At 67.3% G+C, this 23565-nt stretch carries 22 protein-coding genes; 12 read left to right on the top strand and 10 right to left on the bottom strand.

Translation table 11 applies throughout. From position 1 onward, the window contains the following. Positions 1 to 12 precede the first annotated feature (12 nt). From V7Q39_RS03100 to cysS, 3 genes are all read right to left on the bottom strand, one after another. Positions 13 to 765 (bottom strand): phytoene/squalene synthase family protein, encoded by a 753-nt coding sequence (locus tag V7Q39_RS03100; protein WP_333814916.1) that lies wholly within the window; start codon positions 763 to 765, stop codon positions 13 to 15. Continuing rightward, entirely contained in the window at positions 762 to 2384 is a 1623-nt protein-coding gene (gene cimA, locus V7Q39_RS03095) for a citramalate synthase (RefSeq protein WP_333814915.1), read from the bottom strand. The genes V7Q39_RS03100 and cimA overlap by 4 nt, the downstream gene beginning before the upstream one ends. A 166-nt stretch (positions 2385 to 2550) precedes the next feature. Further along, entirely contained in the window at positions 2551 to 4044 is a 1494-nt protein-coding gene (cysS, locus tag V7Q39_RS03090; RefSeq protein WP_333814913.1) for a cysteine--tRNA ligase, read from the bottom strand. Positions 4045 to 4226: 182 nt separating this feature from the next. On the opposite strand from cysS, the gene V7Q39_RS03085 reads away from it, so the two are divergent. Beyond that, a complete protein-coding gene (locus V7Q39_RS03085) occupies positions 4227 to 4568 on the top strand; it encodes an MmcQ/YjbR family DNA-binding protein (RefSeq protein WP_333814912.1) in 342 nt (113 codons plus the stop codon). Positions 4569 to 4672: 104 nt separating this feature from the next. Here the strand turns inward: V7Q39_RS03085 and V7Q39_RS03080 are convergent, their stop codons facing one another. After that, on the bottom strand, positions 4673 to 5290 hold the full coding sequence (locus tag V7Q39_RS03080) for a DUF6778 family protein (protein ID WP_333814911.1): 618 nt from the start codon (positions 5288 to 5290) through the stop codon (positions 4673 to 4675). A gap of 155 nt (positions 5291 to 5445) precedes the next feature. Here V7Q39_RS03080 and V7Q39_RS03075 point away from each other — a divergent pair, with 155 nt between their 5' ends. From V7Q39_RS03075 to V7Q39_RS03065, 3 genes are read left to right on the top strand one after another with little or no spacing between them, the layout of a single operon-like run. Further along, on the top strand, positions 5446 to 6858 hold the full coding sequence (locus tag V7Q39_RS03075; protein WP_333814909.1) for a pyridoxal phosphate-dependent decarboxylase family protein: 1413 nt from the start codon (positions 5446 to 5448) through the stop codon (positions 6856 to 6858). Beyond that, the gene (locus V7Q39_RS03070) at positions 6828 to 7718 is read left to right on the top strand and encodes a TPM domain-containing protein (protein WP_333814907.1); all 891 of its coding nucleotides are present in this window, start codon (positions 6828 to 6830) and stop codon (positions 7716 to 7718) included. The genes V7Q39_RS03075 and V7Q39_RS03070 overlap by 31 nt, the downstream gene beginning before the upstream one ends. A 29-nt stretch (positions 7719 to 7747) precedes the next feature. Beyond that, positions 7748 to 8191: a hypothetical protein gene (locus V7Q39_RS03065; RefSeq protein WP_333814906.1), complete on the top strand. Its 444-nt coding sequence runs from the start codon at positions 7748 to 7750 to the stop codon at positions 8189 to 8191. 41 nt (positions 8192 to 8232) lie between these two features. Here V7Q39_RS03065 and V7Q39_RS03060 read toward each other — a convergent pair whose 3' ends face one another. Next, positions 8233 to 8841 (bottom strand): outer membrane protein, encoded by a 609-nt coding sequence (locus tag V7Q39_RS03060; protein WP_333814905.1) that lies wholly within the window; start codon positions 8839 to 8841, stop codon positions 8233 to 8235. Positions 8842 to 9037: 196 nt separating this feature from the next. Further along, on the bottom strand, positions 9038 to 10846 hold the full coding sequence (locus tag V7Q39_RS03055) for an ABC-F family ATP-binding cassette domain-containing protein (protein WP_333814903.1): 1809 nt from the start codon (positions 10844 to 10846) through the stop codon (positions 9038 to 9040). A gap of 83 nt (positions 10847 to 10929) precedes the next feature. Here V7Q39_RS03055 and V7Q39_RS03050 point away from each other — a divergent pair, with 83 nt between their 5' ends. The 8 genes from V7Q39_RS03050 (at position 10930) to V7Q39_RS03015 (ending at position 20091) form a co-directional block, all read left to right on the top strand. After that, a complete protein-coding gene (locus V7Q39_RS03050; RefSeq protein WP_333814902.1) occupies positions 10930 to 12078 on the top strand; it encodes a CaiB/BaiF CoA transferase family protein in 1149 nt (382 codons plus the stop codon). A gap of 173 nt (positions 12079 to 12251) precedes the next feature. After that, positions 12252 to 12959 carry a hypothetical protein gene (locus V7Q39_RS03045; RefSeq protein WP_333814901.1) on the top strand — a complete coding sequence of 236 codons (708 nt, stop codon included), beginning with the start codon at positions 12252 to 12254 and terminating at the stop codon, positions 12957 to 12959. A gap of 104 nt (positions 12960 to 13063) precedes the next feature. Then, entirely contained in the window at positions 13064 to 14224 is a 1161-nt protein-coding gene (locus tag V7Q39_RS03040; protein ID WP_333814900.1) for a low temperature requirement protein A, read from the top strand. Positions 14225 to 14298: 74 nt separating this feature from the next. Next, a complete protein-coding gene (locus V7Q39_RS03035) occupies positions 14299 to 16338 on the top strand; it encodes an ASKHA domain-containing protein (protein ID WP_333814899.1) in 2040 nt (679 codons plus the stop codon). 52 nt (positions 16339 to 16390) lie between these two features. Next, positions 16391 to 16924: a sigma-70 family RNA polymerase sigma factor gene (locus V7Q39_RS03030; RefSeq protein WP_333814898.1), complete on the top strand. Its 534-nt coding sequence runs from the start codon at positions 16391 to 16393 to the stop codon at positions 16922 to 16924. Continuing rightward, positions 16921 to 17574, top strand: coding sequence for an anti-sigma factor (locus V7Q39_RS03025; protein ID WP_333814897.1), 654 nt, complete (start codon positions 16921 to 16923; stop codon positions 17572 to 17574). The genes V7Q39_RS03030 and V7Q39_RS03025 overlap by 4 nt, the downstream gene beginning before the upstream one ends. 108 nt (positions 17575 to 17682) lie before the next feature. Then, positions 17683 to 18228, top strand: coding sequence for a fasciclin domain-containing protein (locus tag V7Q39_RS03020; protein ID WP_333814896.1), 546 nt, complete (start codon positions 17683 to 17685; stop codon positions 18226 to 18228). Between the two features lie 198 nt (positions 18229 to 18426). Next, the gene (locus V7Q39_RS03015) at positions 18427 to 20091 is read left to right on the top strand and encodes a vWA domain-containing protein (RefSeq protein WP_333814895.1); all 1665 of its coding nucleotides are present in this window, start codon (positions 18427 to 18429) and stop codon (positions 20089 to 20091) included. 52 nt (positions 20092 to 20143) lie between these two features. Here the strand turns inward: V7Q39_RS03015 and V7Q39_RS03010 are convergent, their stop codons facing one another. The 4 genes from V7Q39_RS03010 to V7Q39_RS02995 all read right to left on the bottom strand — a co-directional run. Next, positions 20144 to 20926 carry a DUF4167 domain-containing protein gene (locus V7Q39_RS03010; protein WP_333814894.1) on the bottom strand — a complete coding sequence of 261 codons (783 nt, stop codon included), beginning with the start codon at positions 20924 to 20926 and terminating at the stop codon, positions 20144 to 20146. Between the two features lie 181 nt (positions 20927 to 21107). Then, the gene (gene prmC / locus V7Q39_RS03005; RefSeq protein WP_333814893.1) at positions 21108 to 21962 is read right to left on the bottom strand and encodes a peptide chain release factor N(5)-glutamine methyltransferase; all 855 of its coding nucleotides are present in this window, start codon (positions 21960 to 21962) and stop codon (positions 21108 to 21110) included. After that, a complete protein-coding gene (prfA, locus tag V7Q39_RS03000; RefSeq protein WP_333814891.1) occupies positions 21959 to 23014 on the bottom strand; it encodes a peptide chain release factor 1 in 1056 nt (351 codons plus the stop codon). Before prfA ends, prmC begins: the two co-directional genes overlap by 4 nt. 167 nt (positions 23015 to 23181) lie before the next feature. Further along, positions 23182 to 23565, bottom strand: a 384-nt coding sequence (locus V7Q39_RS02995; RefSeq protein ID WP_333814889.1) for an arginase family protein, incomplete at its 5' end; no start/stop codon positions are given.

Raw genomic sequence — 23565 nt, 5'->3', positions numbered from 1 at the left:
GAGGAGCTTTGCCTACCACCGGCCCGTGAAGGCCTGCCACATCAGGCTCCAGCGCTTCCGCGCCTCGGACAATTCGGGTGAGGATCGCCCCGCAAGCGCCTGACGCAAAATCCCTTCCGACTGCCAGCCCGCCAGCAGCGCCGGGGCGATCTCCTTCGGCACGGTCTTCCGCCCCGCCCGCGCTGCCGCCAGCTTTGCCAGCCCGCGCTGTGCGAGGTCCTGCACCGAGACACCGTCCGGCAAGGGCTGCCGCCCGCGCGCCGTCAGCTCGGGCACCGCGCGTATATACATTGCCGCCGCAGCCGCCCAGCCATAGGCGCGCACGGCCTCTTCCGCCGTATCCGGCGCGCCCAGGGCCCGTGCCGCCAGCCACATGAGGCCAGCGCCGGTGTCTTCCAGATAGTCCGCCAGCCCCTCCGGCCCCCCCTGCGGGTCGCGGGTGATGTCCCAACGCCGTGCGGCGATCAGCCGGTCCAGCACCTCGACCGGCAGGCCGAAATCGCGGATCAGCTCGTGCAGCGGCCCCGCCACCTCATGCGCCCGCGCGGCGCCCGAGCCTGCGTTCTCCACCACCTCGCGCCACCATTGCAGCCGCATCTCGGCGATCAGCGGTTCCTGCGTGACCCAGGGCGCGCGGGCGATCTCCAGGTTGAAGGCGTAGAGCGGGAAAAGCTGCGCCCGCGCCTCGACCGGGGCCGCCATCACCGCGCGGAAGCGGTCCGGGTCGCCCCGCTGCACCAGCTCGGCGCAGGCGGAAACCGTCACTTCGGGGCCCCGATGTCACGGATCAGCTTCCACTGGATCGCATCGAGCAGCGCCTCGAAGCTTGCGTCGACGATGTTCGCGCTGACCCCCACGGTCGACCAGCGGCGGCCCTGCCCGTCCTCGCTGTCGATGATCACCCGCGTGACCGCCTCGGTCCCGCCATTGGTGATGCGGACCTTGAAATCGACCAGCTTCATGTCGTCGATGCAGGCCTGATAGGGACCCAGATCCTTGGCCAGCGCCTTCGACAGCGCGTTCACCGGCCCCCGGTCGCTGCCCGCCTCGTCCATGCTGTCCGAGACCGACATCATCTTCTGCTCGCCGATCTTCACCACCACGACCGCCTCGGAGAGGCTGATCATCCGGTCGTACTTGTTCTTCCGCCGCTCCACCGTGACCCGGTAGCGCTTGACCTCAAAATACTCCGGGCAGAGGCCCAATTCGCGCCGCGCGACCAGTTCGAACGAGGCCTGTGCGCCGTCATAGGCATAGCCCTGGTCCTCGCGGTCCTTGATCACCTCGATGATCCGGCCAAGGCGGAAATCCTTCGGATCGACCACGATCCCCGCCGCCTCCAGCCGGGCGCGCAGGTTCGACTGGCCCGCCTGGTTCGACATCGGAATGACCCGTTCGTTGCCGACGAGGGCGGGGTCGATGTGTTCGTAGGTCGTCGGATCCTTCAGGATGGCAGAGGCATGGAGCCCCGCCTTGTGGGCGAAGGCGCTGGCGCCGACGTAAGGCGCGGAGCGCAGAGGGACGCGGTTCAGGATGTCGTCCAGCATCCGGCTGGTCTTGAGAAGCCCCGCCAGCGCCTCCCGGTTGACGCCGGTCTCGAAGCGGCTGGCGTAGGGCTCCTTGAGGAGCAGCGTCGGGATCAGGGTCGTCAGGTTGGCATTGCCGCAGCGCTCGCCCAGGCCGTTGAGCGTGCCCTGGATTTGCCGGGCGCCTGCCTCGACCGCGGCCAGCGAGTTCGCCACCGCATTGCCGGTGTCGTCGTGGCAGTGGATGCCGAGCCGGTCGCCGGGGATGCCGGCGGCAATGACCTCTGCCGTCACGCGGCCGACTTCGGAAGGCAGCGTGCCGCCGTTGGTGTCGCAGAGGACGACCCAGCGGGCGCCGGCATCGAGGCCGGCTTGCAGGCAGGAGAGGGCATAGCCGGGGTTGGCGCGGTAGCCGTCGAAGAAATGCTCCGCGTCGAACAGGGGTTCGCGACCCTTGGCGGCGAGGTGGCGGATCGAGGAGGCGATGGCCTCGCGGTTTTCGTCGAGGGTGACGCCCAAGGCGGTGGTGACGTGAAATTCGTGGGTCTTGCCGACCAGGCAGACGGCGGGGGTCATCGCGTTCAGGACGGCGGCCAGCACGTCGTCATTCTCGGCGGAGCGGCCGACGCGGCGGGTCATGCCGAAGGCGGTGAGGGTGGCTTTCGTTTCCGGGGGGGCGGCGAAGAAGTCGCTGTCGGTCGGGTTCGCGCCGGGCCAGCCGCCCTCGATATAGTCGACGCCGAGGCTGTCGAGGGCGCGGGCGATCTGGGTCTTCTCGGTGGCGGAAAACTGGACGCCCTGCGTCTGCTGGCCGTCGCGGAGCGTGGTGTCGAAGAGAAAGAGGCGGTCGCGGGTCATGGGCGTGCCCACGCGCGGGCAGATTTCGGGGTAAAGGATTTCAATGGGTTGCAAGCGGGCGTTAGGGTGGTGTTAACAAATGAAGTGACCCCGCCCCGGACCTGATCCGGGGCCGCGTGGGATGCAGGGAAGTCCCGGGTCAGGCCCGGGACGGGTGATCTGAGGGTCACTGGAGCGCCTCCAGTTTGGTGGGGTCGAAGTCCGGGCCGGGGACAAGCTCGACACCCGCTTTGGACATGCGGACCTCGATTCCAGCTGCGATCAGCTTCGCCTTCAAAGCATCGACACCTGAAAAATCCTTCGAAGACATTGCAGCGGTGCGGCGTGCCTCCAGCATGACCCGATATTCATCGACACGTTTTGCTTGATCCCAAGCACTTTCACCGAGCGCACTAATCTTGTGACCTGACACAACTCCATTGTCATACGACTGGACGGAGAATGAGGCGAATTGTTCCTTAAGACGTTCAATGTCGAAGCCCAGAAGTCGGAGCGCCCCGACAAGGCTAAATTCTTCTCTATTCTTAAGGTACTTTCCGACAAGTGTGAGAGCCAGGGACGTGTTCAGATCGTTGGAAAGCGCCTCTATGAACTCCTGAGGCGGCTTGGCATAGCGAAGATCACCCCGAGGCTTCGTTAGTGGGTCACTCCCCAAGAACTCGGCAATCTTCCCTAGCGTCGCCCGGGCCTGCCGCGCCTTCTCCGCCGTCCAGTCCATCGGGCTGCGGTAATGCGTCATCAGCAGCACAAACCGGATCACCTCGCCCGGTATGCCCTGATCCAGCAAGTCCCGCACCGTGAAGAAGTTGCCCAAAGACTTGGACATCTTCTTCCCCTCGACCTGCAGCATCTCGTTGTGCAGCCAGTAATGCGCGAAATCGCCGTGGGGATGGGCGCAGGCACTTTGCGCGATCTCGTTCTCGTGGTGGGGGAATTGCAGGTCCAGCCCGCCGCCGTGGATGTCGAAGCTTTCGCCCAGCAATTCCTGTGCCATGGCGGAGCATTCGATGTGCCAGCCGGGGCGGCCCTTGCCCCAGGGGCTGTCCCAGCCCGGTTCCTGACCCGAGGACGGCTTCCACAGCACGAAATCCATCGGGTCTTCCTTGAAGGGCGCGACTTCCACCCTTGCCCCGGCAATCATGTCGTCCACCGAACGACCCGACAGCTTGCCATAATCCTTGTAGGACCGGACGCGGAACAGCACATGCCCCTCGACCGCATAGGCGTGGCCGGAGGCGATCAGCCCTTGGGTCATCGCGATCATCTGGGCGATGAATTCGGTCGCGCGGGGCTCATGCGTCGGCCGGAGCGCCCCGAGCGCGTCCATGTCGGCGTGATACCAGGCGATGGTTTCCTCGGTGCGCTGGTGGATCAGTTCCTCCAGCGTTCCCGGAGCCCCGGCCTTCTGCCGCCGCAGCGCCTCGGCGTTGATCTTGTCGTCAACGTCGGTGAAGTTCCGGACATAGGTCACATGCTCCGCCCCGTAGACGTGGCGTAGCAGCCGGAAGAGCGTGTCGAACACCACCACGGGCCGGGCATTGCCCAGATGCGCGCGGTCATAGACTGTGGGGCCGCAGACATACATCCGCACATTGGCCGGGTCGATCGGAACGAAGTCTTCCTTCTTCCGGGTCTTCGAATTGGTCAGGCGGATCGTCATGTCAGTCGTCCCAAGCGTGCGGCAACCCCCGCGCGGGACCGGCTTTTCATCCGAAGGGAATGACGAAGCGCCCGCGCGACCGAAGGTCAGCGGGTAATGCAGCAGATGCGGAGGTTGCGCAATGTCGTCATGGATGGGAGACATACATCAGCCCGCCCCGCTCCGCCAAGGGAATTCCGTCAATGCAGGACCGCGCCTTCGTCAATGCCTTCTGCGGCAGCTTTCCGGGAGCCGAGGTCAGCCAGCCCTTCGGGCCGGAGCATGATTGCTGGAAGGTGGGCGGCAAGATGTTCGCGATCATCGGCCAGCTGGGCGACGGGGTTTCGGTCAAGACCGACCATGTCGAGACCGCGCGGCTGCTGATCGAGACGGGCCGCGCGGTCCGGGCACCCTATCTTCACGCCTCCTGGGCGCGGATTCCCTTCGGGCGCGTGGCGGACGAGGAATTGCGCGAACGGATCGCGACCTCCTATGCGCTGATCCGGGCGGGCCTGCCGAAGAAGCTGCAGGCGGCGCTGGGGTAACGGGCCAAGCGGTGTGCCGAGGGCGTGACGTCGTCCCGGACTTGATCCGGGATCCCACGTGCAAGCCGGGTTGGCCGAGGTCCCGGGTCAAGCCCGGGACGGGGCTAGTTCCCCTGGCGGCTGAAGCTGCCGCGGTTGTCGGGGCCAAGCCCCAGCCAGCCCGCGATGGTGGCCGCGACGTGGTTGGTGATCATCGACTTCTGGGTGATGCCCTTGCGACGGGCTTCCTTCATCTTCTCGCCGGACCAGGCGGGCGTCTCGGCGCGGATCTTGGTGGCCGGAAGCAGCACCGCGCCCGTCCGGGCATCCAGCACCTGTGCCGTGAAGTCGACGTTATGGACGCCCCAGTCGTTGTTCGAGAGCTCCGCCTCGTAGGTCAGGGCGTGGAAGCGGGTCACGGTGATGTCGATGATCACCGGGCGCGTGCCGCGCAGGCCCTGCGCCCCGCGCAGGACGGCGGCCTGGATGATCTTGCCGACCTGGGCATGGCGATCGCCCATCGGGTCCTCGCGCCAGACGATGTCGGCCTTGGGCAGAAGCGTCTTCGCCTCGGAGACCACCAGCGTCTTCGGCACCGAGACCCGCACTTCAGCCAGACGCCAGGACTTGGCAAGTTCGGCGGGGACCGGCGTGTATTCGGTCTTGAAGGTACCGCCGCCGACACAGGCGGCCAGCAGGACTGCGGAAAGGCCCAGAAGGGCGGCGCGGCGGGTCAGGGGCATGGACACTCTCGTCGATTGTTGCCAGATCAGCATCGGAATAGCCTATTTGACCCACGTGGCGGGAAAAAGGAACAGGAATGGCGGTTCGGGGGTAAATCCTTGCCCGCGCGCCGGCTTTCTGTCCTGTTGACAGGTTAAGTAAATCGGAGGCGAGGATGGATCACGAAGGCTTGCGGCATTGGTCGAAGCGGGCGGCGGACTGGGCGGCGGACTATCATGCGGGCCTTCGCGACCGGCCGGTGCGGGCGCCGCTGGTCCCCGGCAGGGTGGCGCGGCAGTTGCCCCCCGGCCCGCCCGAGGCCGCCGAGCCGATGGAGACGATCTGGGAGGATTTCGAGCGGATCGTGCCCGACGGCATGACCCATTGGCAGCATCCCCGCTTCTTCGCCTATTTCCCGGCCAATGCCGCCCCGGCCTCGATCCTGGCGGAGCAACTGGTCAATGCGATGGCCTGCAACGCGCTGATCTGGCAGACCTCGCCCGCCGCGACCGAGGTGGAGCAGGTGATGGTCGACTGGCTGCGCCAGGCGGTCGGTCTGCCGGAGGGGTTTGTCGGCACGATCCATGATTCGGCGACCAATGCGACGCTGTCGGCGGTGCTGACGATGCGGGAGAAGGCGCTGGGCTGGCGCGGGCTGGACGAGGGGCTGGCGGGAGGGCCGGTCCTGCGCTTCTACGCCAGCGCCGAGACGCATTCCTCGGTCGACAAGGCGATAAGGGTGGCAGGGATCGGGCAACGCAATCTGGTGAAGGTGGCGACCGATGGCGAGCGGGCGATGACCGACGAGGCTTTGCGGGCGGCGATTGCGGCGGACCGGGCGGCGGGTTTCGTGCCGGCGGGGGTGGTGCTTTGTGCGGGGGGCACCAGCGTCGGGGCGTTCGACCGGATCGGCGAGTGCATCGCGGTGGCGCGTGCCGAGGGCGTGCCGGTGCATGTGGATGCGGCCTGGGCCGGGTCGGCGATGATCTGCCCGGAGTTCCGCGACCTGTGGGCGGGGATCGAGGGGGCGGACTCCATCGTCTTCAATCCGCACAAGTGGCTGGGCGCGCAGTTCGACTGTTCGGTGCAGTTCCTGAAGGACCCCGGCGCGCAGGTGCGGACCCTGGGCCTGCGGCCGACCTATCTGGAGACGGCGGGGCGGGAGGAGATCGTCAATTTCAACGAATGGACGGTGCCCTTGGGCCGCCGGTTCCGGGCGCTGAAATTGTGGTTCGTGCTGCGGGCCTATGGGCTGGAAGGGCTGCGGGAAAGGATTCGCAACCATGTGCGCTGGGCGCTGAAATCGCGCGACCAGATCGCGGCGCTGCCGGGGGTGCGAATCGTGACCGAGCCGCGGCTCTCGCTCTTAAGCTTCGCTTTGGAAACAGACGAGGCCACGGAACGGCTTTTGCAGCGGATCAACGACGATGGCCGGATCTACCTGACGCAGACCCGGGTGGACGGGCGCTTTGCGATACGGGTGCAGGTCGGATCGTTTGACTGTTGTGAGGAAGATGTCATGCTGATCGCAAAGACAGTTCAAGAAATGCTTGCATCATGTTCCTCCGATCCCTTGCCGTCGCCCTGACGCTTGCTGCGCCTGCGTTTTCCCAGGAACTTCCCGCCCCGCTGGGCGACACCTTGTCCGACTTCGCCGATGTGCTGGACGCGACCGAAGAGGGGCGGATCACACGGTCGCTTGAAGACCTGCGCGCGGCGACGGGGGTGCAGATGGTTGTCGTCACCATGCCGGGCCTGACGGCCGAGGGCGGTGCGGGGATGAAGATCGAGGGATATGGCAAGGCGCTTTTCAACGCCTGGGGCGTGGGCGGGGCCGATCGGAACGACGGCATCCTGCTTCTGCTGGACACCCAGACGCGCGAGGCGCGGATCGCGCTGGGGGCGGGCTATGACCCGGTCTATGACGGGCGCGCGGCGCGGGTTCTGTCGACCGCCGTCCTGCCCCCCCTGCGCGAGGGCCAGTTTGCGGCCGGGATCGAGGCCGGGATCACCTCGGCCCGCGACCGGCTGATCATGCCGTTCCTGGCGGGCCAGCCGGTCTCGGTGACGGACGGGTTCGAGGAGACCGGCAGCGGCTCCGGCGCCCGCAATGCCCTTCTGGGCTTCGGTGCCATCGCCGGGCTTGCGGGCTTCGGCTTCTGGCGCAGCCGTCGCGCGAACCGGACCTGCCCGAACTGCGGCGCACAGACGCTGGAGCGGAGCCGCGAGGTGATCCAGCAACCGACGCGCAGCGAACCCGGCCTCGGGATGCAGCACCTGACCTGCTCGGCCTGCGGCTTTTCCGACCACAAGACCTATCCGGTCGGCTTCAACAGCCGCGACGCCCGCCGGGACAAGAATTTCGGCAGCCAGAACCGCGACAGAGGTGCCAGAGGCGGCTTCGGCGGAGGAAGGTCCTCGGGCGGGGGTGCCACCGGAAAATGGTAAGCAGAGCAGCACTCTGCGCGGCGATCCTCGTGTCACTTGCCGCCACGGCAGCCGGGGCGCAAAGCCCGCAGGACCAGATGTTTCCCGGCCCCGACAGCTGCTATGCGCGCGACTACGGCAAGGATCATCTGGCCGAACACCCGGCGCAGCGTGTGACGCGGATCGCCATCAGCCCGGATTTCGATATTGCCCAACCATTTCTTGGGGTTCATCTCACGCTCCGCCTGCGCGGCGTGCCGGGCGGGGAGTTCGAGGCCTATGGCTCTTGCGAGAACGAGGGCGGCGATACGCTCTATTGCACGATGGAAGGCGATGCCGGGGCGTTCGCGATCACGCCCGCAAAAGGCGGCGCGATCCTGATCAAGGTTTCAAGCCGCGGGATGGGCTTCGAAAACGACGCGGGCTTCGCCACGCTGGAACGCAACACAGGCGATGACCGCAGCTTCCTGCTGCGACCGATCGCCTGCCGGTAGGGGGTGCGGCGCGGGGGAAGCCGCGCCGCAAAGGTCAAGGGTCAGAAACGAAGCCCGACCTTGGCCTTGATCGTGGTGGCGTCGACGTCGACACCCGAGCCGTTGAAGTCGTCGAAGTTGTGCTGGAGCACTTCGCCGCCAACGGTCCAGCGGTCATTCAGCGCGTGGTCGAAGCCGAGACCGTAGACGACGCCATTGTCGCTGGCGTCGGTTGCGCCGCCGCTGATCTTCGCATGGGCGGCACCCAGCGTCCCGTAGACCAGGCTGTTGCCGATTTCGCGGCCGACCATCACTTTCAGCGCGGCAACGTTGTCGAGTTCGACGCCCGATCCATCAGGGATCTCGATCGAGGACTTGTCCCAGCTCAATTCGGTCCCCGCGACCCACTGGCCGAGGTCCCAACGATACCCGGCATGGACACCGCCAAGCCAGCCGTGGCCGCCAGGCCCGTCGACGCCGCCGGATTTGGTATCGACATCGCCATAGCCCAGCTGACCGCCGACATAAGCGCCCGACCAATCGAGGCCCGGAGCGACATAGGCTTCGGCGACGGGAGCGACGACCGGCTCATCGACCACGGCGACAGGGCCGCCCGCGAAAGCGGGGGCGGTCAGGGCGGCGGTAGCGATCAATGCTGCGATAGTTTTCATTTCTGTCTCCTTGTTCTGGCCGACTACAACCATCGTATGACCGGAACAGTTCCAGTCGGCTCGCAGAAGGGAATGGGGATTGTGGCGCGCCTGCACAATGGCTGCTCACGCGTGCTTGAAGACCCGTGTGGGGGGCAAGCAAGGATGCGCCGAGGAACCGGACAGGTTTGGGCGAGGCCCCGCCTGTTCCCTAAGGTCAGGCGCGGTCGGCCAATTCCAGCCACTCGGATTCGGCGGCCTCAAGGGCGCTTTGCCGGTCGGCCAGCGCCTCGGTCGCCTTGCGGAATTTCACCGGTTCGCGGATGAAGAGGTCGGCATCGGCGAGAAGTGTGGCCAGCTTGCCGATCTCTGATTCCAGCCGGGCGATCAGGTCGGGGAGATCGTCGAGACGCTTCCTTTCGGTGAAGGAGAGGCCGGTGGGCTTCGCGGCGGAGTCCGGTTTCGCAGGGGTCGCGGCAGCGGCTTTCGGCGCGGATTTCGCTTCGGCGTCCACCAGCGCAGGGCGCTGTGCGGCATAATCCGACCAGCCGCCGGGATAGGCCTGCGCCCTGCCCCCGCCTTCCATCGCTACCGTCGTGGTGGCGATCCGGTCGATGAAATCGCGGTCGTGGCTGACCAGCAGCACAGTGCCGTCGTATTCGCCCAGGATGTCCTGCAACAGATCCAGCGTTTCCACGTCCAGATCGTTGGTCGGTTCGTCGAGGATCAGCAGGTTCGAGGGCTGCGCCATCAGCTTTGCCAGCAACAGCCGGGCGCGTTCGCCGCCCGACAGGCTGCGCACCGGAGCGCGGGCCTGGCGTTCGTCGAAGAGGAAGTCCTTCAGATAGGCCACCACATGCTTGGGCGTCCCCCGCACCATGACCTGATCGGAACTGCCGGAAACCCGCATCAGCGGATCGACGGTCAGGTTGTCCCAGAGGCTGGCGTTCACGTCCAGCCTTGTGCGGGTCTGGTCGAAAATGGCGATCTCGAGGTTGGTGCCGAGCGTCACGGTCCCGGCATCCGGTTGAACTTCGCCGGTCAACATCTTAAGAAGCGTGGTTTTTCCAACCCCGTTCGGCCCGACGAAGGCCACCCGGTCGCCGCGCAGCACGCGCAGGGAGAAGTCCTTGACGATGCGTTTGTCGCCATAGGCCTTGGTGAGGCCCGTCGCCTCGATCACCTTCTTGCCGGAGGTGGGACCCGCATCCAGCGCGAAGGCCGCCGTCCCTTGCCGCCGGATCTGCGCCTTGCGCTCGGCCCGCAGCGCCTGCAGCGCGCGGACGCGGCCCATGTTGCGTTTCCGTCGCGCGCTGATGCCTTCGACCGCCCATTTCGCCTCGTGCTTGATCTTGCGGTCGAGCTTGTGGCGGGCCTCGTCCTCCTCGGCCCAGATGGTTTCGCGCCAGTCCTCGAACCCCTCGAACCCGGCCTCGCGGCGGCGGACCTCGCCCCGGTCGATCCAGAGCGTCGCTTTCGACAGGGCGCGCAAAAAGGCGCGGTCGTGGGAGATCAGGACGAAGGCGGCGCGGGTTTCCAGAAGCTCGCGCTCCAGCCATTCGATGGCCTGGATGTCGAGATGGTTGGTCGGCTCGTCCAGCAGCATCAGTTCCGGCGCCTCGGCCAAAAGCTTGGCCAGCGCGGCGCGGCGGCGTTCCCCGCCGCTGGCGGTGGCGACGGGGGTGGCAGGGTCGAACTTCAGCCCCTCGGCCACGACGGCGAGACGGTAGTCCTGCCCTTCCGGCAGATCGGAGGCCGCGAAGTCGCCCAGGGTGGCGAAGCGGGACAGGTCCGGCTCCTGCTCCATATAGCCCACGGTCACGCCGGGCGGGACGGTGCGCACGCCCTGGTCGGGTTCAACCAGACCGGCCATCACCTTCATCAGCGTCGACTTGCCGCTGCCGTTCCGCCCCACCAGCGCGATGCGGTCGCCGGGCTGCACGGTGAGCGAAAGGTCGTCGAAGACCGGGTTGCCGCCGAAGGTGAGGGAAATGCCGGAAAGCTGGAGAAGGGGTGCGCGTGCCATGGTGGGCGAGGTAGAGGGGGATTTGACCGGCGTCAACGCACCGTGATGAACGGCGTGGCAGGATCGGGAAAACGGAGGCTCGCATGGCACCCCTCGACGGCATTCTGATTCTGGACCTGACGCATGTGCTGGCGGGACCCTTCTGCACGCAGAGCCTGCAGGACCTGGGGGCGACGGTGATCAAGGTGGAGCGGCCGGGGACGGGCGACGACACGCGGGCCTTCCCGCCCTTCGTGGCGGGCGAAAGCGCCTATTTCGCGACGCTGAACGCGGGCAAGCAATCCATCGCGCTGGACCTGAAGGATGCGGCGGACCGTTCGGTGTTCGAGCGGCTGGTGGCGCGGGCGGATGTGCTGGTGGAAAACTACCGCCCCGGCGTGACGGCGCGGCTGGGCTATGGCTGGGAGGTGCTGCACGGTCTTTACCCGCGGCTGGTCTATGCCGCGGTCTCGGGCTTCGGCCAGACCGGGCCGGATGCCCGGAAGCCCGCCTATGACATGGTGGTGCAGGCGCGGGGCGGGGTGATGTCGATCACCGGCGAGTCCGGTGGGCCGCCGGTGCGGGTGGGGGCCAGCATCGGCGATATCGTGGCGGGGATGTATCTGGCGCAGGGCGTGCTGGCGGCGCTTTATCAGCGCGAAAGGACCGGCGAGGGCGCCTTCATCGACGTGGCGATGCTGGACGCACAGCTGGCGATCCAGGAACATGCGCTGGCCATCGCCTCGGCCACGGGGGTCGCCCCCGGCCCGACCGGCGCGCGGCATCCGACGATCACGCCTTTCGCCACCTTCCGCGCGGCGGACGGCTTCGTGGTGATCGCCGCCGGGAACGATGCGATGTTCGGCAGGCTGTGCGAGGTGCTGGGCCTGGAGATCGCCGCCGACCCCCGCTTTGCGACGAACGCCGCGCGCTGCGAGAACCATGCGCTTCTGAAGCGGCTGATCGAGGCGGTGACGCTGGGCCATCCCGTCGCGCATTGGCTGGCGGTGCTGGATGCGGCAGAGCTGCCGACCGCGCGGGTGCAGGATATGGTCGAGGTGCTGGCCGACCCGCAACTGCGCGCGCGGAACATGGTCCTGCCGGTGACGCCGCAGCCCGGCGGCCCCGCCTTCACCGCGCCGGGCAACCCGATCAAGATGTCCACCCTGCCCGAAAAGGCCGCCCTGCCCCCTGCCCCGCGCCTCGACGGCGACAGGGCGGCGATCCTCGCCTGGCTGGAAAAGGATCGGTGACGCCACACAAGTCCGGGCGTCTGCCAGAATGAGCGCCTTGCGGCGCGAAGACTCCTTGCCTCCCTGCATTGCGTGAAGGACGCAAAGCAGCTCGGGGCTGCCTCCGGCGGGAATATTTGGGCAAATGTGAAAGGCATTTTGCGGTCCGGGTTTCCGATGCTATGCCTCCCACCATGCCCTATCGCACCCTCGATCCCGACATGATCCTCGCCACCGCCGAGCGGCTGGAGCGCCGGATCGCCGAGCGATTCCCCGGGCGCGGCCTGTCGCGGGTCGCGGCCGAGATCACCGCGCTTTGCCGCAGTGTGCGGGCCGAGGTGGCGGCCCTTGCCCCGCCGATCTGGGGATTGCGCGTGCTTCTGGTGCTGGTCATCCTCGGCGGCGGGGCGATCTTTCTCTGGGTCGGCTCCATCGTGTCGCTGAACCAGGTCGGCCAGCAGGCCATCGCCTCGGTCGAGGGGGTGGAAGCGGCGATCAACACCGCGCTTCTGGCCACGCTGGGCCTGATGGCGCTGGTCCGGCTGGAGGCGCGGGTCAAGCGGCAGCGGGTGGCGCGCGGCCTGCATCAGCTGCGCTCGGTCATCCATGTCATCGACATGTACCAGTTGACGAAGGATCCGGCGGGTCTGGCCCCCGATCTGCCGCCCGGCGAACCTGCGCCCCACCGCGAGATGGACGAAGCCGAGATGTCGCGCTATCTCGACTATTGCACCGAGCTTCTGGCGATCACCGGCAAGCTGGCGGCGCTGTATTCGCAGGCGGTTCCGGACGAGGGTGTCGCCAGCGCGGTCAACGATATCGAGCTTCTGGGCGCCAGCCTGTCGCGCAAGATCTGGCAGAAAATCACGCTGATCGACCCGAAGCCCGTCCGGCGCGGGTAGCCGGTGACGGAATAGGGGCCGCCGGCGACCTGCGCGCCGAAGGGCGCGCTTGCAGCCGCGTCGGTTTTGCGGCTTTCATGGCCGTCCCCAGTGAAGGAGTGCCCATGTCCGCCATCCTGCGCCCGCTCGTTTCGCGCAATCCCTCGGAACATCACCGCGTGTCGACCACGCTGGAACTGTTCTTCGACCTGATCACCGTCATCGCCATCGCCGCCGTCACCGCGGGCCTGCACCACGGCATTTCCGAGGGCCACGGGCTGGAGGTGCTGCCGCGCTTCCTGTTCCTGTTCTTCGCGATCTGGTGGTGCTGGATGAACTTCACCTGGTTCGCCTCGGCCTTCGACAACGACGATAGCCTGTACCGCCTGCTGGTCATGGTCATCATGTGCGGCGAACTGATCTTCGCGGGCGGCGCGGGCTATATCTTCGACACGCTGGACATGCGCTTCGGCATCCTTGGCTGGGTGATCATGCGGCTGGGAATGGCGGCGCTGTGGCTGCGGGCGGCACGGGACAATCCCGATTACCGGCAGACCTGCTTCCGCTATGCCCTGGGCATCCTTGTCGCGCAGGCGCTTTGGGCGCTGATGTATTTCACCACCGCCCCCGGCTCGACCGCCTTCTTCGTTGCGGGCATCGGGATCTATGTTGTCGAGCTTGCCGTTCCCGCCTTCGCCGAAAGCGCAAAGCCGACGCCCTTCCATCGCCACCACATCATCGAACGCTACGGGCTTCTGATGATCATTTCGCTGGGCGAGATCATGCTGTCGGTCTCGCACGGGTTCGGAGCGCTCTTTTCCGACCATCCCTCGCTTGAGGCGGCGCTGACCGCCGTGTCGGGGCTGGTCGTGGTGTTCTCGATCTGGTGGGTCTATTTCTGCGAAGAGGAGCAGCTGACCACGACCGCGCAGCCGCAGGCGATGATCTGGGGCTATGGCCATGTGCTGATCTTCCTGGCCACCGCCGTGCTGGGCGCCGCGATCGCCGCCGGGGTCGATCTGGCCACGCATCACGGCGAGGCCACGGCGGGCGATGTTTCGCGCTGGCTGGGGCTGGCGCTGGCGCTGCTGTTCGCGACGCTCAGGCTGGTGCGCGACCGGGCGCATCGCCTGCCCGCGCATCTGGCCCCCGCCCTGCCGGTGATGGCGGCGGTCTTCGCGGCGGGCGGCCTTCTGGGTCTGCCGGTCTGGGCCTATGCGATCCTGTCGGTGGTGCTGGTCGGCTGGCGGTCTCCGGGTCGGGAACGTCATGGGGCCGCAAGCTGACCGCGACACGCCGCTTCCGGGCGCTCCCATCGGGTGCACTCGGCGTTAGGTAGGAGGGCGCGCAGGAGAATGCCATGACCGACGATGCACTTGTGATCTTCACCCCCTCGGGCAAACGGGGGCGCTTTGCGCTGGGGACGCCTGTCCTGACCGCCGCGCGCCAGCTGGGGGTGGACCTCGATTCGGTCTGCGGCGGGCGCGGCATCTGTTCCAAATGCCAGATCACGCCGGGCTATGGCGAGTTCCCGAAGCATGGCGTCACGGTGGACGAGGACGCGCTGAGCGAATGGAACGCGGTCGAGGACCGCTACAAGCGCATCCGCGGCCTGGCCCCCGGCCGCAGACTTGGCTGTCAGGCCAAGGTGATGGGCGATGTGGTCATCGACGTGCCGCCGGAAAGCCAGGTCCACAAGCAGGTGATCCGCAAATCGGCAACCGAGCGGCATATCGAAATGGATCCTGCCACCCGCGCCGTCTATGTCGAGGTCGAAGAGCCTGACATGCATGAGCCGACCGGCGATTTCGAGCGTCTGGCAAGGGCGCTGGCCGCGCAGTGGCAGGTGGATGGGATCGAGGCCGACCTGTCCGTCCTGCGCCGCCTGCAACCCGTCCTGCGCAAGGGTGAGTGGAAGGTGACGGCGGTCCTGCACAAGGGCAACCATGACGCGGTGACGCGGGTGCTGGACATCTTCCCCGGCTTCCACGAAGGGCCGCTCCTGGGTCTGGCGGTGGACCTCGGCTCCACCACCATCGCGGCGCATCTTTGCGACCTGACCGATGGCAAGGTGCTGGCTTCGTCGGGCCTGATGAACCCGCAGATCCGCTTCGGCGAGGACCTGATGTCGCGCGTCAGCTACGCGATGATGAACCCCGGCGGCGATGTGGAGATGACGCGGGCCGTGCGCGAGGCGATCAATTCGCTGGCCAAACAGATTGCCGAAGACGTCAAGATCGATCCCGCGCTGATCTACGAGATGGTCATCGTCTGCAACCCGGTGATGCACCACCTGTTCCTGGGCGTCGATCCGGTGGAACTGGGCCAGGCGCCGTTTGCGCTGGCGACGAGCGGCAGCCTGTCGCTGGATGCGCGCGACCTGGACCTGACGGCCCTCAACCGCTCGGCCCGGGTCTATGTGCTGCCCTGTATCGCAGGCCATGTGGGGGCCGACTGCGCGGCGGTGGCGCTTTCGGAGGAACCGAACAAATCCAAGGACATGGTACTGATCGTTGATGTGGGCACCAATGCCGAGATCCTGCTGGGCAACGAAAAACGGGTGCTTGCCTGCTCCTCGCCCACCGGCCCGGCCTTCGAGGGGGCGCAAATCTCCAGCGGCCAGCGGGCGGCACCGGGGGCCATCGAGCGGGTGGAGATCGACCCGGTGACGAAGGAGCCGCGCTTCCGGGTCATCGGATCGGACCTCTGGTCGGACGACCCCGGCTTTGCTCAGACCACCAAGACCACCGGCATCACCGGCATCTGCGGCTCGGGCATCATCGAGGCGGTGGCCGAGATGCGGATGGCGGGGCTGGTCGATCCCGGCGGGCTGATCGGCGGGCCGGAGCAGACCGGGTCGGCGCGCTGCGAGCCGCATGGCCGGACCTTCGGCTATCTGTTGCATGACGGCAGCGCCGAGGGCGGGCCCCGGATCAGCGTGTTGCAGGGCGACATCCGGGCGATCCAGCTGGCGAAATCGGCGCTTTACGCAGGCGCGCGGCTGCTGATGGACGAGATGGGCGTGGATACGGTGGATCGGGTGACGCTGGCAGGCGCTTTCGGTGCGCATATCAGCCCGAAACACGCGATGGTGCTGGGGATGATCCCCGACGTGCCGCTGGATCATGTGACGAGCGCAGGGAACGCCGCCGGGACCGGCGCGCGGATCGCGCTTTGCAACGTGGCGGCGCGCAACCAGATCGAGGCGACGGTCCACGACATCCACAAGGTGGAGACGGCGATCGAGCCGCGCTTCCAGGAGCATTTCGTCAACGCCAACGCCATCCCGCATGCCGTCGATCCGTTTCCGAACCTGCGACAGATCGTTCAGCTTCCCGAGGTCAGCTTCAACCCGAAATCGGGCGGGGATGACGGGGGTCGGCGGCGGCGGCGGGGATAAGCTTTCCCTGCGAAGCCCTTGCGCTGCGGGCAAAAACCCGTAACGTCGCGCCATGGACGACCCCGTCGCCGCCCTGATCGCGAAATGCGTGGCCCAAGACCGGGCCGCGTTCCGGGCACTTTACCGCGACACTTCGGCGAAACTTATGGGTGTACTCTTGCGTATGCTCAGGGAACGCGCCGAGGCGGAGGATGCCTTGCAGGAGGTCTACACACGGGTCTGGTTGCGCGCCGGTCGCTATGATCCGGCGAAGGGCCGGGGCATGACCTGGCTGATCGCGATTGCCCGGAACCTCGCCATCGACCGGCTGCGCGCGCGGCCCGAACCGGCGTCCGACGACGGGCTGGACATGGTGCAGGACAGCGCCCCCCGCGCCGAGACGCGGCTGGTGGCGCAGGGCGAGGCAAAGCGGATGGCCGATTGCTTCGGCACGCTCGACCCGGACCGGGCGGACGCGGTCAGGGGGGCCTATCTGGACGGGCTGTCCTATCTCGACCTCGCCGCGCGCCATGCGGTGCCGTTGAACACGATGCGCACCTGGCTGCGGCGGAGCCTTCTGAAGCTGAAGGAGTGTCTGGAGACATGACGGATGCTCCGCTCACCCCACACGAGGCCGAAGACGCGCTCGCCGCCGAATATGTGCTGGGCGTGCTGGACCTGGCCGAACGCGCCGAAGCCGGGGCCCGGCTGAAGCGGGACCCGGCCTTCGCGGCGCGGGTCGCGGAATGGGAGGGCCGCCTGACCGGTCTGAACGACGGGTTCCAGCCCGCCCCTGCCCCGAACCTGTTGCCGCAGATCGAGGCGCGGCTTTTCCCCAGGGCGCCAGGACGGTCGCGCTCGGGGCTGCTGGCCTGGCTTTCGGGCGCGACCGTTGCTGCCGCCCTGTCGCTTGCCGTGGTCTCTACCTTTGCCCCGCCGCGCCCCGAACTGGTCGCGACGCTCGCCACCGCCGACAACCGGCTGGCCTATCGCATCACGCATTTCGGCGAGACCCTCCAGATCACCCGCATGGCCGGGGTCGCCGCGGTGCCGGGCCAAGTGCACGAGTTGTGGCTCATCGCGCCGGACAGCGCGCCCGTCTCGCTGGGCCTTTTGCAGGACAGGCCCCTGATCATCACCCACCCGACCCCGCCAGCGGGTTTCACGTTCGCCGTCTCGATCGAGCCCGAGGGCGGGTCGCCCACCGGCCAGCCAACCGGGCCGGTGATCCTGACGGCCACGGTCGGCAGCGCCTGATCACAGAAGCGTGAGCCGTAGCCCCGGCTGAAACTTAGCTGCAAAAGTCTCCGTTCCTTCGGGGGTGAGGCGGGAATGACCCCGCCCGAAACCCGAAGGGAGAGACCGATGAAAGCCTTGAAACTTGGCCTTTCGATCCTGGCGCTGACCACCGGCATGGCGCTGGCCGAAAACCCGATGGTCGGCGGTGCCGCGATGTATGAGGACAAGACCATCGTCGAGAACGCGGTCAATTCGGCCGACCACACCACGCTTGTCGCCGCCGTGCAGGCCGCGGGCCTGGCCGAGACGCTGCAAGGCGACGGCCCATTCACCGTCTTCGCGCCGACGAACGAAGCCTTCGCCAAGCTGCCCGCCGGGACGGTGGAGACGCTGCTGAAGCCCGAGAACAAGGATCAGCTGGTGAAGATCCTGACCTGCCATGTCGTCGCGGCCAATGCGATGGCGGCGGATATCGGCAAGATGGTGATGGATGACGGCGGCGCGCATACCGTCAAGACCGTCGGCGGCTGCGAATTCACCGCGATGGAGAAGGACGGCAAGATCATGATCAAGGACGGCCAGGGCAACGTGGCCAACGTGACCATCGCCGACGTCAAGCAGAAGAACGGCGTCATCCATGTGATCGACACGGTGCTCCTGCCCGCTATGTGATCCGCATCGGCCTCCGGGATGGTCACTCATCCCGGAGGCAGAGGCCCGGGGCCGGAGACAATTGTCCCCTTCTTCCCCTCCGGTTTTCGGGTCGGGTCTTCGGGTCATGCCCGGAGACCTTTTCCATTGCCGCGATTGACCCCGCCGGGGCGGCTGCCCTAGGCTCCTTCCGGATTTGAAGCATTTTCGGAGCGCCCCATGCGGATTTTCAGCTATCTCCTTGCCGCCGCCCTTGCCGGTCTCTGCGCCCTGCCCGCGCTGGCCGAGGGCAAGTCGATCATCGTCCTGGATGCCTCGGGCTCGATGTGGGGCCAGATCGACGGACGACCCAAGCTGGAGATCGCGCGCGAGGCGCTGGGGTCGGTGCTGTCGGGTCTCGACCCCGCGACCGAGATCGGCCTGATGGCCTATGGCCACCGCGAGAAGGGCAGCTGTCAGGACATCGAACTGGTCGTCCCGCCCGCCGCCGGGACCGCGCGGGCGATCACCGATGCCGCGAATGCGATGAAATTCCTGGGCAAGACGCCGCTGACCGAAGCCGTCCGCCGCGCCGCAGCCGAGCTGAAGTCGACCGAGGAGAAGGCCACCGTCATCCTGATCACCGACGGGATCGAGACCTGCGAGGCCGACCCCTGTGCGCTGGGGGCCGAGCTGGAGGCCTCGGGCGTCGATTTCACCGCGCATGTCGTAGGCTTCGGCCTGACCGCGGAAGAGGGCGCGACGGTGGCCTGCCTGGCCGAGAATACCGGCGGGAAGTACATCCAGGCCAAGGATGCGGGCAGCCTGGTCGAGGCGCTGAAGACCACCGTCGCCGTGGTCGAACCCGAGCCTGTGCCTGTGCCGGAGCCCGCCCCCGCCCCGGCGATGCTTGAGAACAATGTCGATCCGATACTCTACCTGGCCGAAGGCGGCCCGGAACCTGAGGCGGACATCATGGACGACGCCTATTTCTACTTCTATGCCATCGCGGACGATGGATCTGTCGCGCCCGACACGGCGACCACGATCTATGGCGCCACCAAAGGCGCGCTGCCGCCCGGCAAGTACCGCATGGTCACGACGCTGGACGAGGCGGTGGTGACGCAGGAGGTGGAGATCGGCCCGGCAAGCGAACTGTCGCAGCCGCTGGTGGTGATGGATGCCGGCATCCTGAAGCTGACGCTCCGCCCCTCGCCCGGTGCCGACCCCGACCCGGATGCCTTCTGGGAGATGCGCGGACCCGACGACGTCAGCGACAGCGGCTATGAGAAGGCGCAGCGGGTCTTCCCGGCAGGCGAATACGGCCTGAATGCCAGGCTGGGCGCGGCAGAGACCAGCCAGTCGGTGCTGATCGAGGCCGGGAAAGTGACCAACCTCGACCTTGTGCTCGGCGTCGGGCTGGCCGTGGTCGATGCCACCTATACCGAGGGCATGACGGTGGAGGGCGGCGATCAGTTCGTGGAAATCTTTGCGGCGAAGAAGGATATCGAGGGGAACCGCAAATCGGTGGGGACCACCTATGGCGCGGGCGCGAAGTTCGACCTTCCGGCGGGCGACTATGTCGCGGTCGTCAGCCTGGGGGCGGTAAAGGCCGAGGTTCCCTTCGCCATCAAGGTTGGAGAGCGGACGGACATCACGGTTCCGCTGAATGCGGGCGTCGCGGCCTTCACCACGCCCACGGACGAGTTCATCGAGATTCTCGCCGCCAAGCCCGACATCAACGGCAACCGGGCCTCGATCGGCTACGGCTATGGTCCGAACTGGCAGACCGCGCTGCCTGCGGGCGATTATGTAGTCAAGCTCAGCAAGGGGGACAAGGCGTCCGAAACGCCGCTGAAGGTGACAGCGGGCGAGCGGAGCGAACTGACTCTGGCGGCCCCCTGAGCCTGTGGCCTGACGCCAAGAAGAAGGCCGCCCCTTGGGCGGCCTTTGCATTCTATTCCGCCGCTTCCTTCGGCGGCTCACCATCCGGACTGCCGTCGACCTTGGGCTTGCGCGGACCGCGCGGACGCCGGGGCGCCCGCTCTTCCTTGGCCGGGGTTTCCTTGGCGGGGGCCTCGGCCGCCGGTTCCGCCACGGGCTCCGGCGCGGGCCTCGCCTCGCCCTGCGGCCGGGTGGAGGCATCGCGGGCAGCGGATTCCGGTGTCTCGATCAGCCCGGTGTCGTCGCCCGCATCGAGGTCGATGACATCGCTGGCCATCGGCTGTTCCTCGGCGGCGAAATTGCGCTCTTCGCGGTAGTCGCGGTTGAACTCCTGCCGCCGCTCGCCCCGCTCCTGCCGGTCGCCCCGGTTGTCGCGGTCGCCCCGGTTGTTGTCCCGATTGTCGCGGTCGCGCCGCTCCTGGCCCTCGGAGCGGTCGCCGCGCGGCTGGCCCTGTTGCCCACCGTTCTGACCCCCGTTCTGGCCGCCCTGACCCTGGTGCCCGCCGTTCTGCTGGTACTGCTGCTGCCGTGCCTCCTGCTCGGCGGCCATCTCGCGCGTCGCCTCGGCCAGCATCCTTGTGTAATGCTCGGCGTGCTGAAGGAAATTCTCGGCCGCCACGCGGTCGTTCGAGAGCTGCGCATCGCGTGCCAGCATCTGGTATTTCTCGATGATCTGCTGCGGCGTGCCGCGCACCTTGCCCTCGGGGCCCGAGGAATCGAAGACGCGGTTGATGATGTTGCCGAGGGTGCGCGGGCGGTTCTGGTTGGAACGCGAGCGTTTCTTGGAGGAGCGCATCTGGTCCTTATGATGGCTTTGGCCTGCGACCGCCGCCCCTCATGGGCAGCAAAATCAAGGTCTGCGGGGCCGGGGCAATGTGTCAGGAGCAGGTATGATCCCGCGCCTGACAGGGGTCAATAATCACAGGCGGACCCATGTGACAAGGGAAAACTGCGGATTTCCGGGGAAATCGGCGGGGTCAGGCACAACCGCAACTGTCACCGCCGGGCTTGCGCGCCGCCACCACCCGGTCGCGCCCGTCCATGTCGGGCAGGATGCGGATGTCCTCCAGCCCCGCCGCCCGGAACAGCGCCGCGACCGCGCCGCCTTGCGTCGGGCCGATCTCGACCAGAAGCCGCCCGCCGGGCATCAGCCGCGGTCCCGCGCCGCGCGCGATGATCCGGTAGGCCTCCAGCCCGTCACCACCGGGCGTCAGCGCCAGATGCGGCTCCCAGTCGCGGACCTCGGGAGCCAGTCCCGGCATCTCGCTTTCGGCGATATAGGGCGGGTTCGAGACGATCAGGTCGAAGGCGCCCGCGACGGCGGTGAACCAGTCGGAACGCAGGAAGCGTGTCCGGTCCTGCAGCGCCAGGTCGGATGAATTTCGGCTGGCAACCGCAAGCGCTGCCTCGGAAATATCGACCCCCACCCCCCGCGCCATCGGCATGCCTTTCAGGCAGGACAAAAGGATGCAGCCGGTCCCGGTGCCCAGGTCCAGCAGCTTCAGGAAGGGTTCGGCCAGCGCCTCGGCCACCAGCGCCTCAGTATCGGGGCGCGGGTCCAGCGTGTCGCGGGTGACGTGGAACGGCAGGCCCCAGAAGAGCCGCTGCCCGATGATCTGCGCCACCGGCTGCCGGGCCTCGCGCGCCACCAGCGCCGCCTCGAAGGCCGAAGCCTGCGCCCCCGTCATTTCCTCGGGCAGGTGCAGCGTCAGCCGGTCGGGCGGGACCCCCAGCGCATGGGCGAGAAGCACCCGCGCATCGCGGCTCGCACCCTCCAACCCCGCCGCGTCCAGCCGGGGAACGGCCAGCCGCAGCGCCTCTTGCGCCTTCACCCTTCCATCTCCGCCAGCCGTTCCGCCTGGTCATGCGCGACCAGCGCGTCGATCACCTCACCCAGATCGCCGCCCATGATCTGCGGCAGGGCGTAGAGCGTGAGGTTGATCCGGTGGTCGGTCATCCGGCCTTGCGGGAAGTTGTAGGTGCGGATGCGCTCGCTGCGGTCGCCGCTGCCCACCTGCGACTTCCGGTCCGCCGCGCGTTCGGAATGCAGCCGCTCCCGCTCTGCCTCGTAAAGCCGCGCGCGCAGCACCTGCATCGCGATCTCGCGGTTCCGGTGCTGCGACTTCTCGGACGAAGTGACGACGATCCCGGTCGGCAGGTGGGTGATCCTGACCGCCGAGTCGGTGGTGTTGACGTGCTGGCCCCCTGCCCCGGAGGATCGCATCGTGTCGATGCGGATGTCGCTGGCCGGGATGTCGATATCGACTTCCTCCGCCTCCGGCAGCACCGCCACCGTGGCCGCGCTGGTGTGGATGCGGCCCTGCGCTTCGGTTTCCGGGACCCGCTGCACGCGATGCACCCCGGATTCGTATTTCATCCGGGCATAGACCCCCTCGCCCTGGATATGGGCCGAGAATTCCTTCAGCCCGCCGACCTCGCCCGCTTGCTCGCTGATCACTTCGAAAGCCCAGCCCATCCGCTCGGCATAACGCTGGTACATCCGCGCCAGATCGCCCGCGAAGAGCGCCGCCTCGTCGCCCCCCGTCCCCGGCCGGATCTCGATGATCGCCGGGCGCGTATCGGCCGCATCCTTCGGCAGAAGCGCCAGCCGCAGGGCCTGCTCCATCTCGGGGATGCGGGCCTTGAGCCGCGGCAACTCCTCCTCGGCCAAGGCCTTCATCTCGGGGTCCGCCAGCATCGCCTCGGCCTCGGTCAGGTCGTCCAGCGACTGGCGATAGGCGCGGATTTCCTCCACCACCGGCTTCAGCTCGGTATATTCCCGGCTGATCCGCGCGATCTCGGCCGGGGCCGCGCCCGCGTTCAGCTGCGCTTCGAGAAACTCGAAACGTTCGGTGATCTGGGCAAGCTTGTCCAAGGGAACCATGGCGGGGGGTTTGGCAGGCAGGCCAGCACCCGTCAAGGGTCCGCCCCAAGCCCTTTCACATTTGCCCAAATATCCCCGCCGGAGGCCGCCCGAGCGGCTTTGCGTCCTTCACGCAAAGCCGCGAGACAAAAGGCTTGCGCCGCAGGCGCTCGATTTCATAACTGCCCTCACCGCTGGGTCCGCGCCCAGTGGTAGAGGCAGATCAGTTCATAGGCGACATGCGCCCCGGCGATCGCCGTGGCCCCGGTGGTGTCATAGGGCGGCGAGACCTCGACGATATCCCCTCCGACCATGTTGATCCCGGCCAGGTCGCGCAAGGCCGCCGCCGCCTGCCAGGAGTGCAACCCGCCCCAGACCGGCGTCCCCGTTCCCGGCGCGGCAGAGGGGTCGAGGCAGTCGATGTCGAAGGTCACATAGGTCGCCCCGTCGCCGACGATATCCTTCGCCCTGGCCACCGCTGCCGCCACCCCCTTCTCATGCACCTCGCGCGCGTCGATGACATGGACGCCCAGGTAATCCTCGGTCGTGGTGCGGATGCCGATCTGGACCGA

This window comes from Tabrizicola sp., from assembly GCF_036781545.1.
In the GTDB taxonomy this organism is placed as follows: domain Bacteria; phylum Pseudomonadota; class Alphaproteobacteria; order Rhodobacterales; family Rhodobacteraceae; genus Tabrizicola.
Note: the sequence above shows the minus strand (reverse complement) of the source record. Positions and strands in the feature narration are given on the sequence as shown.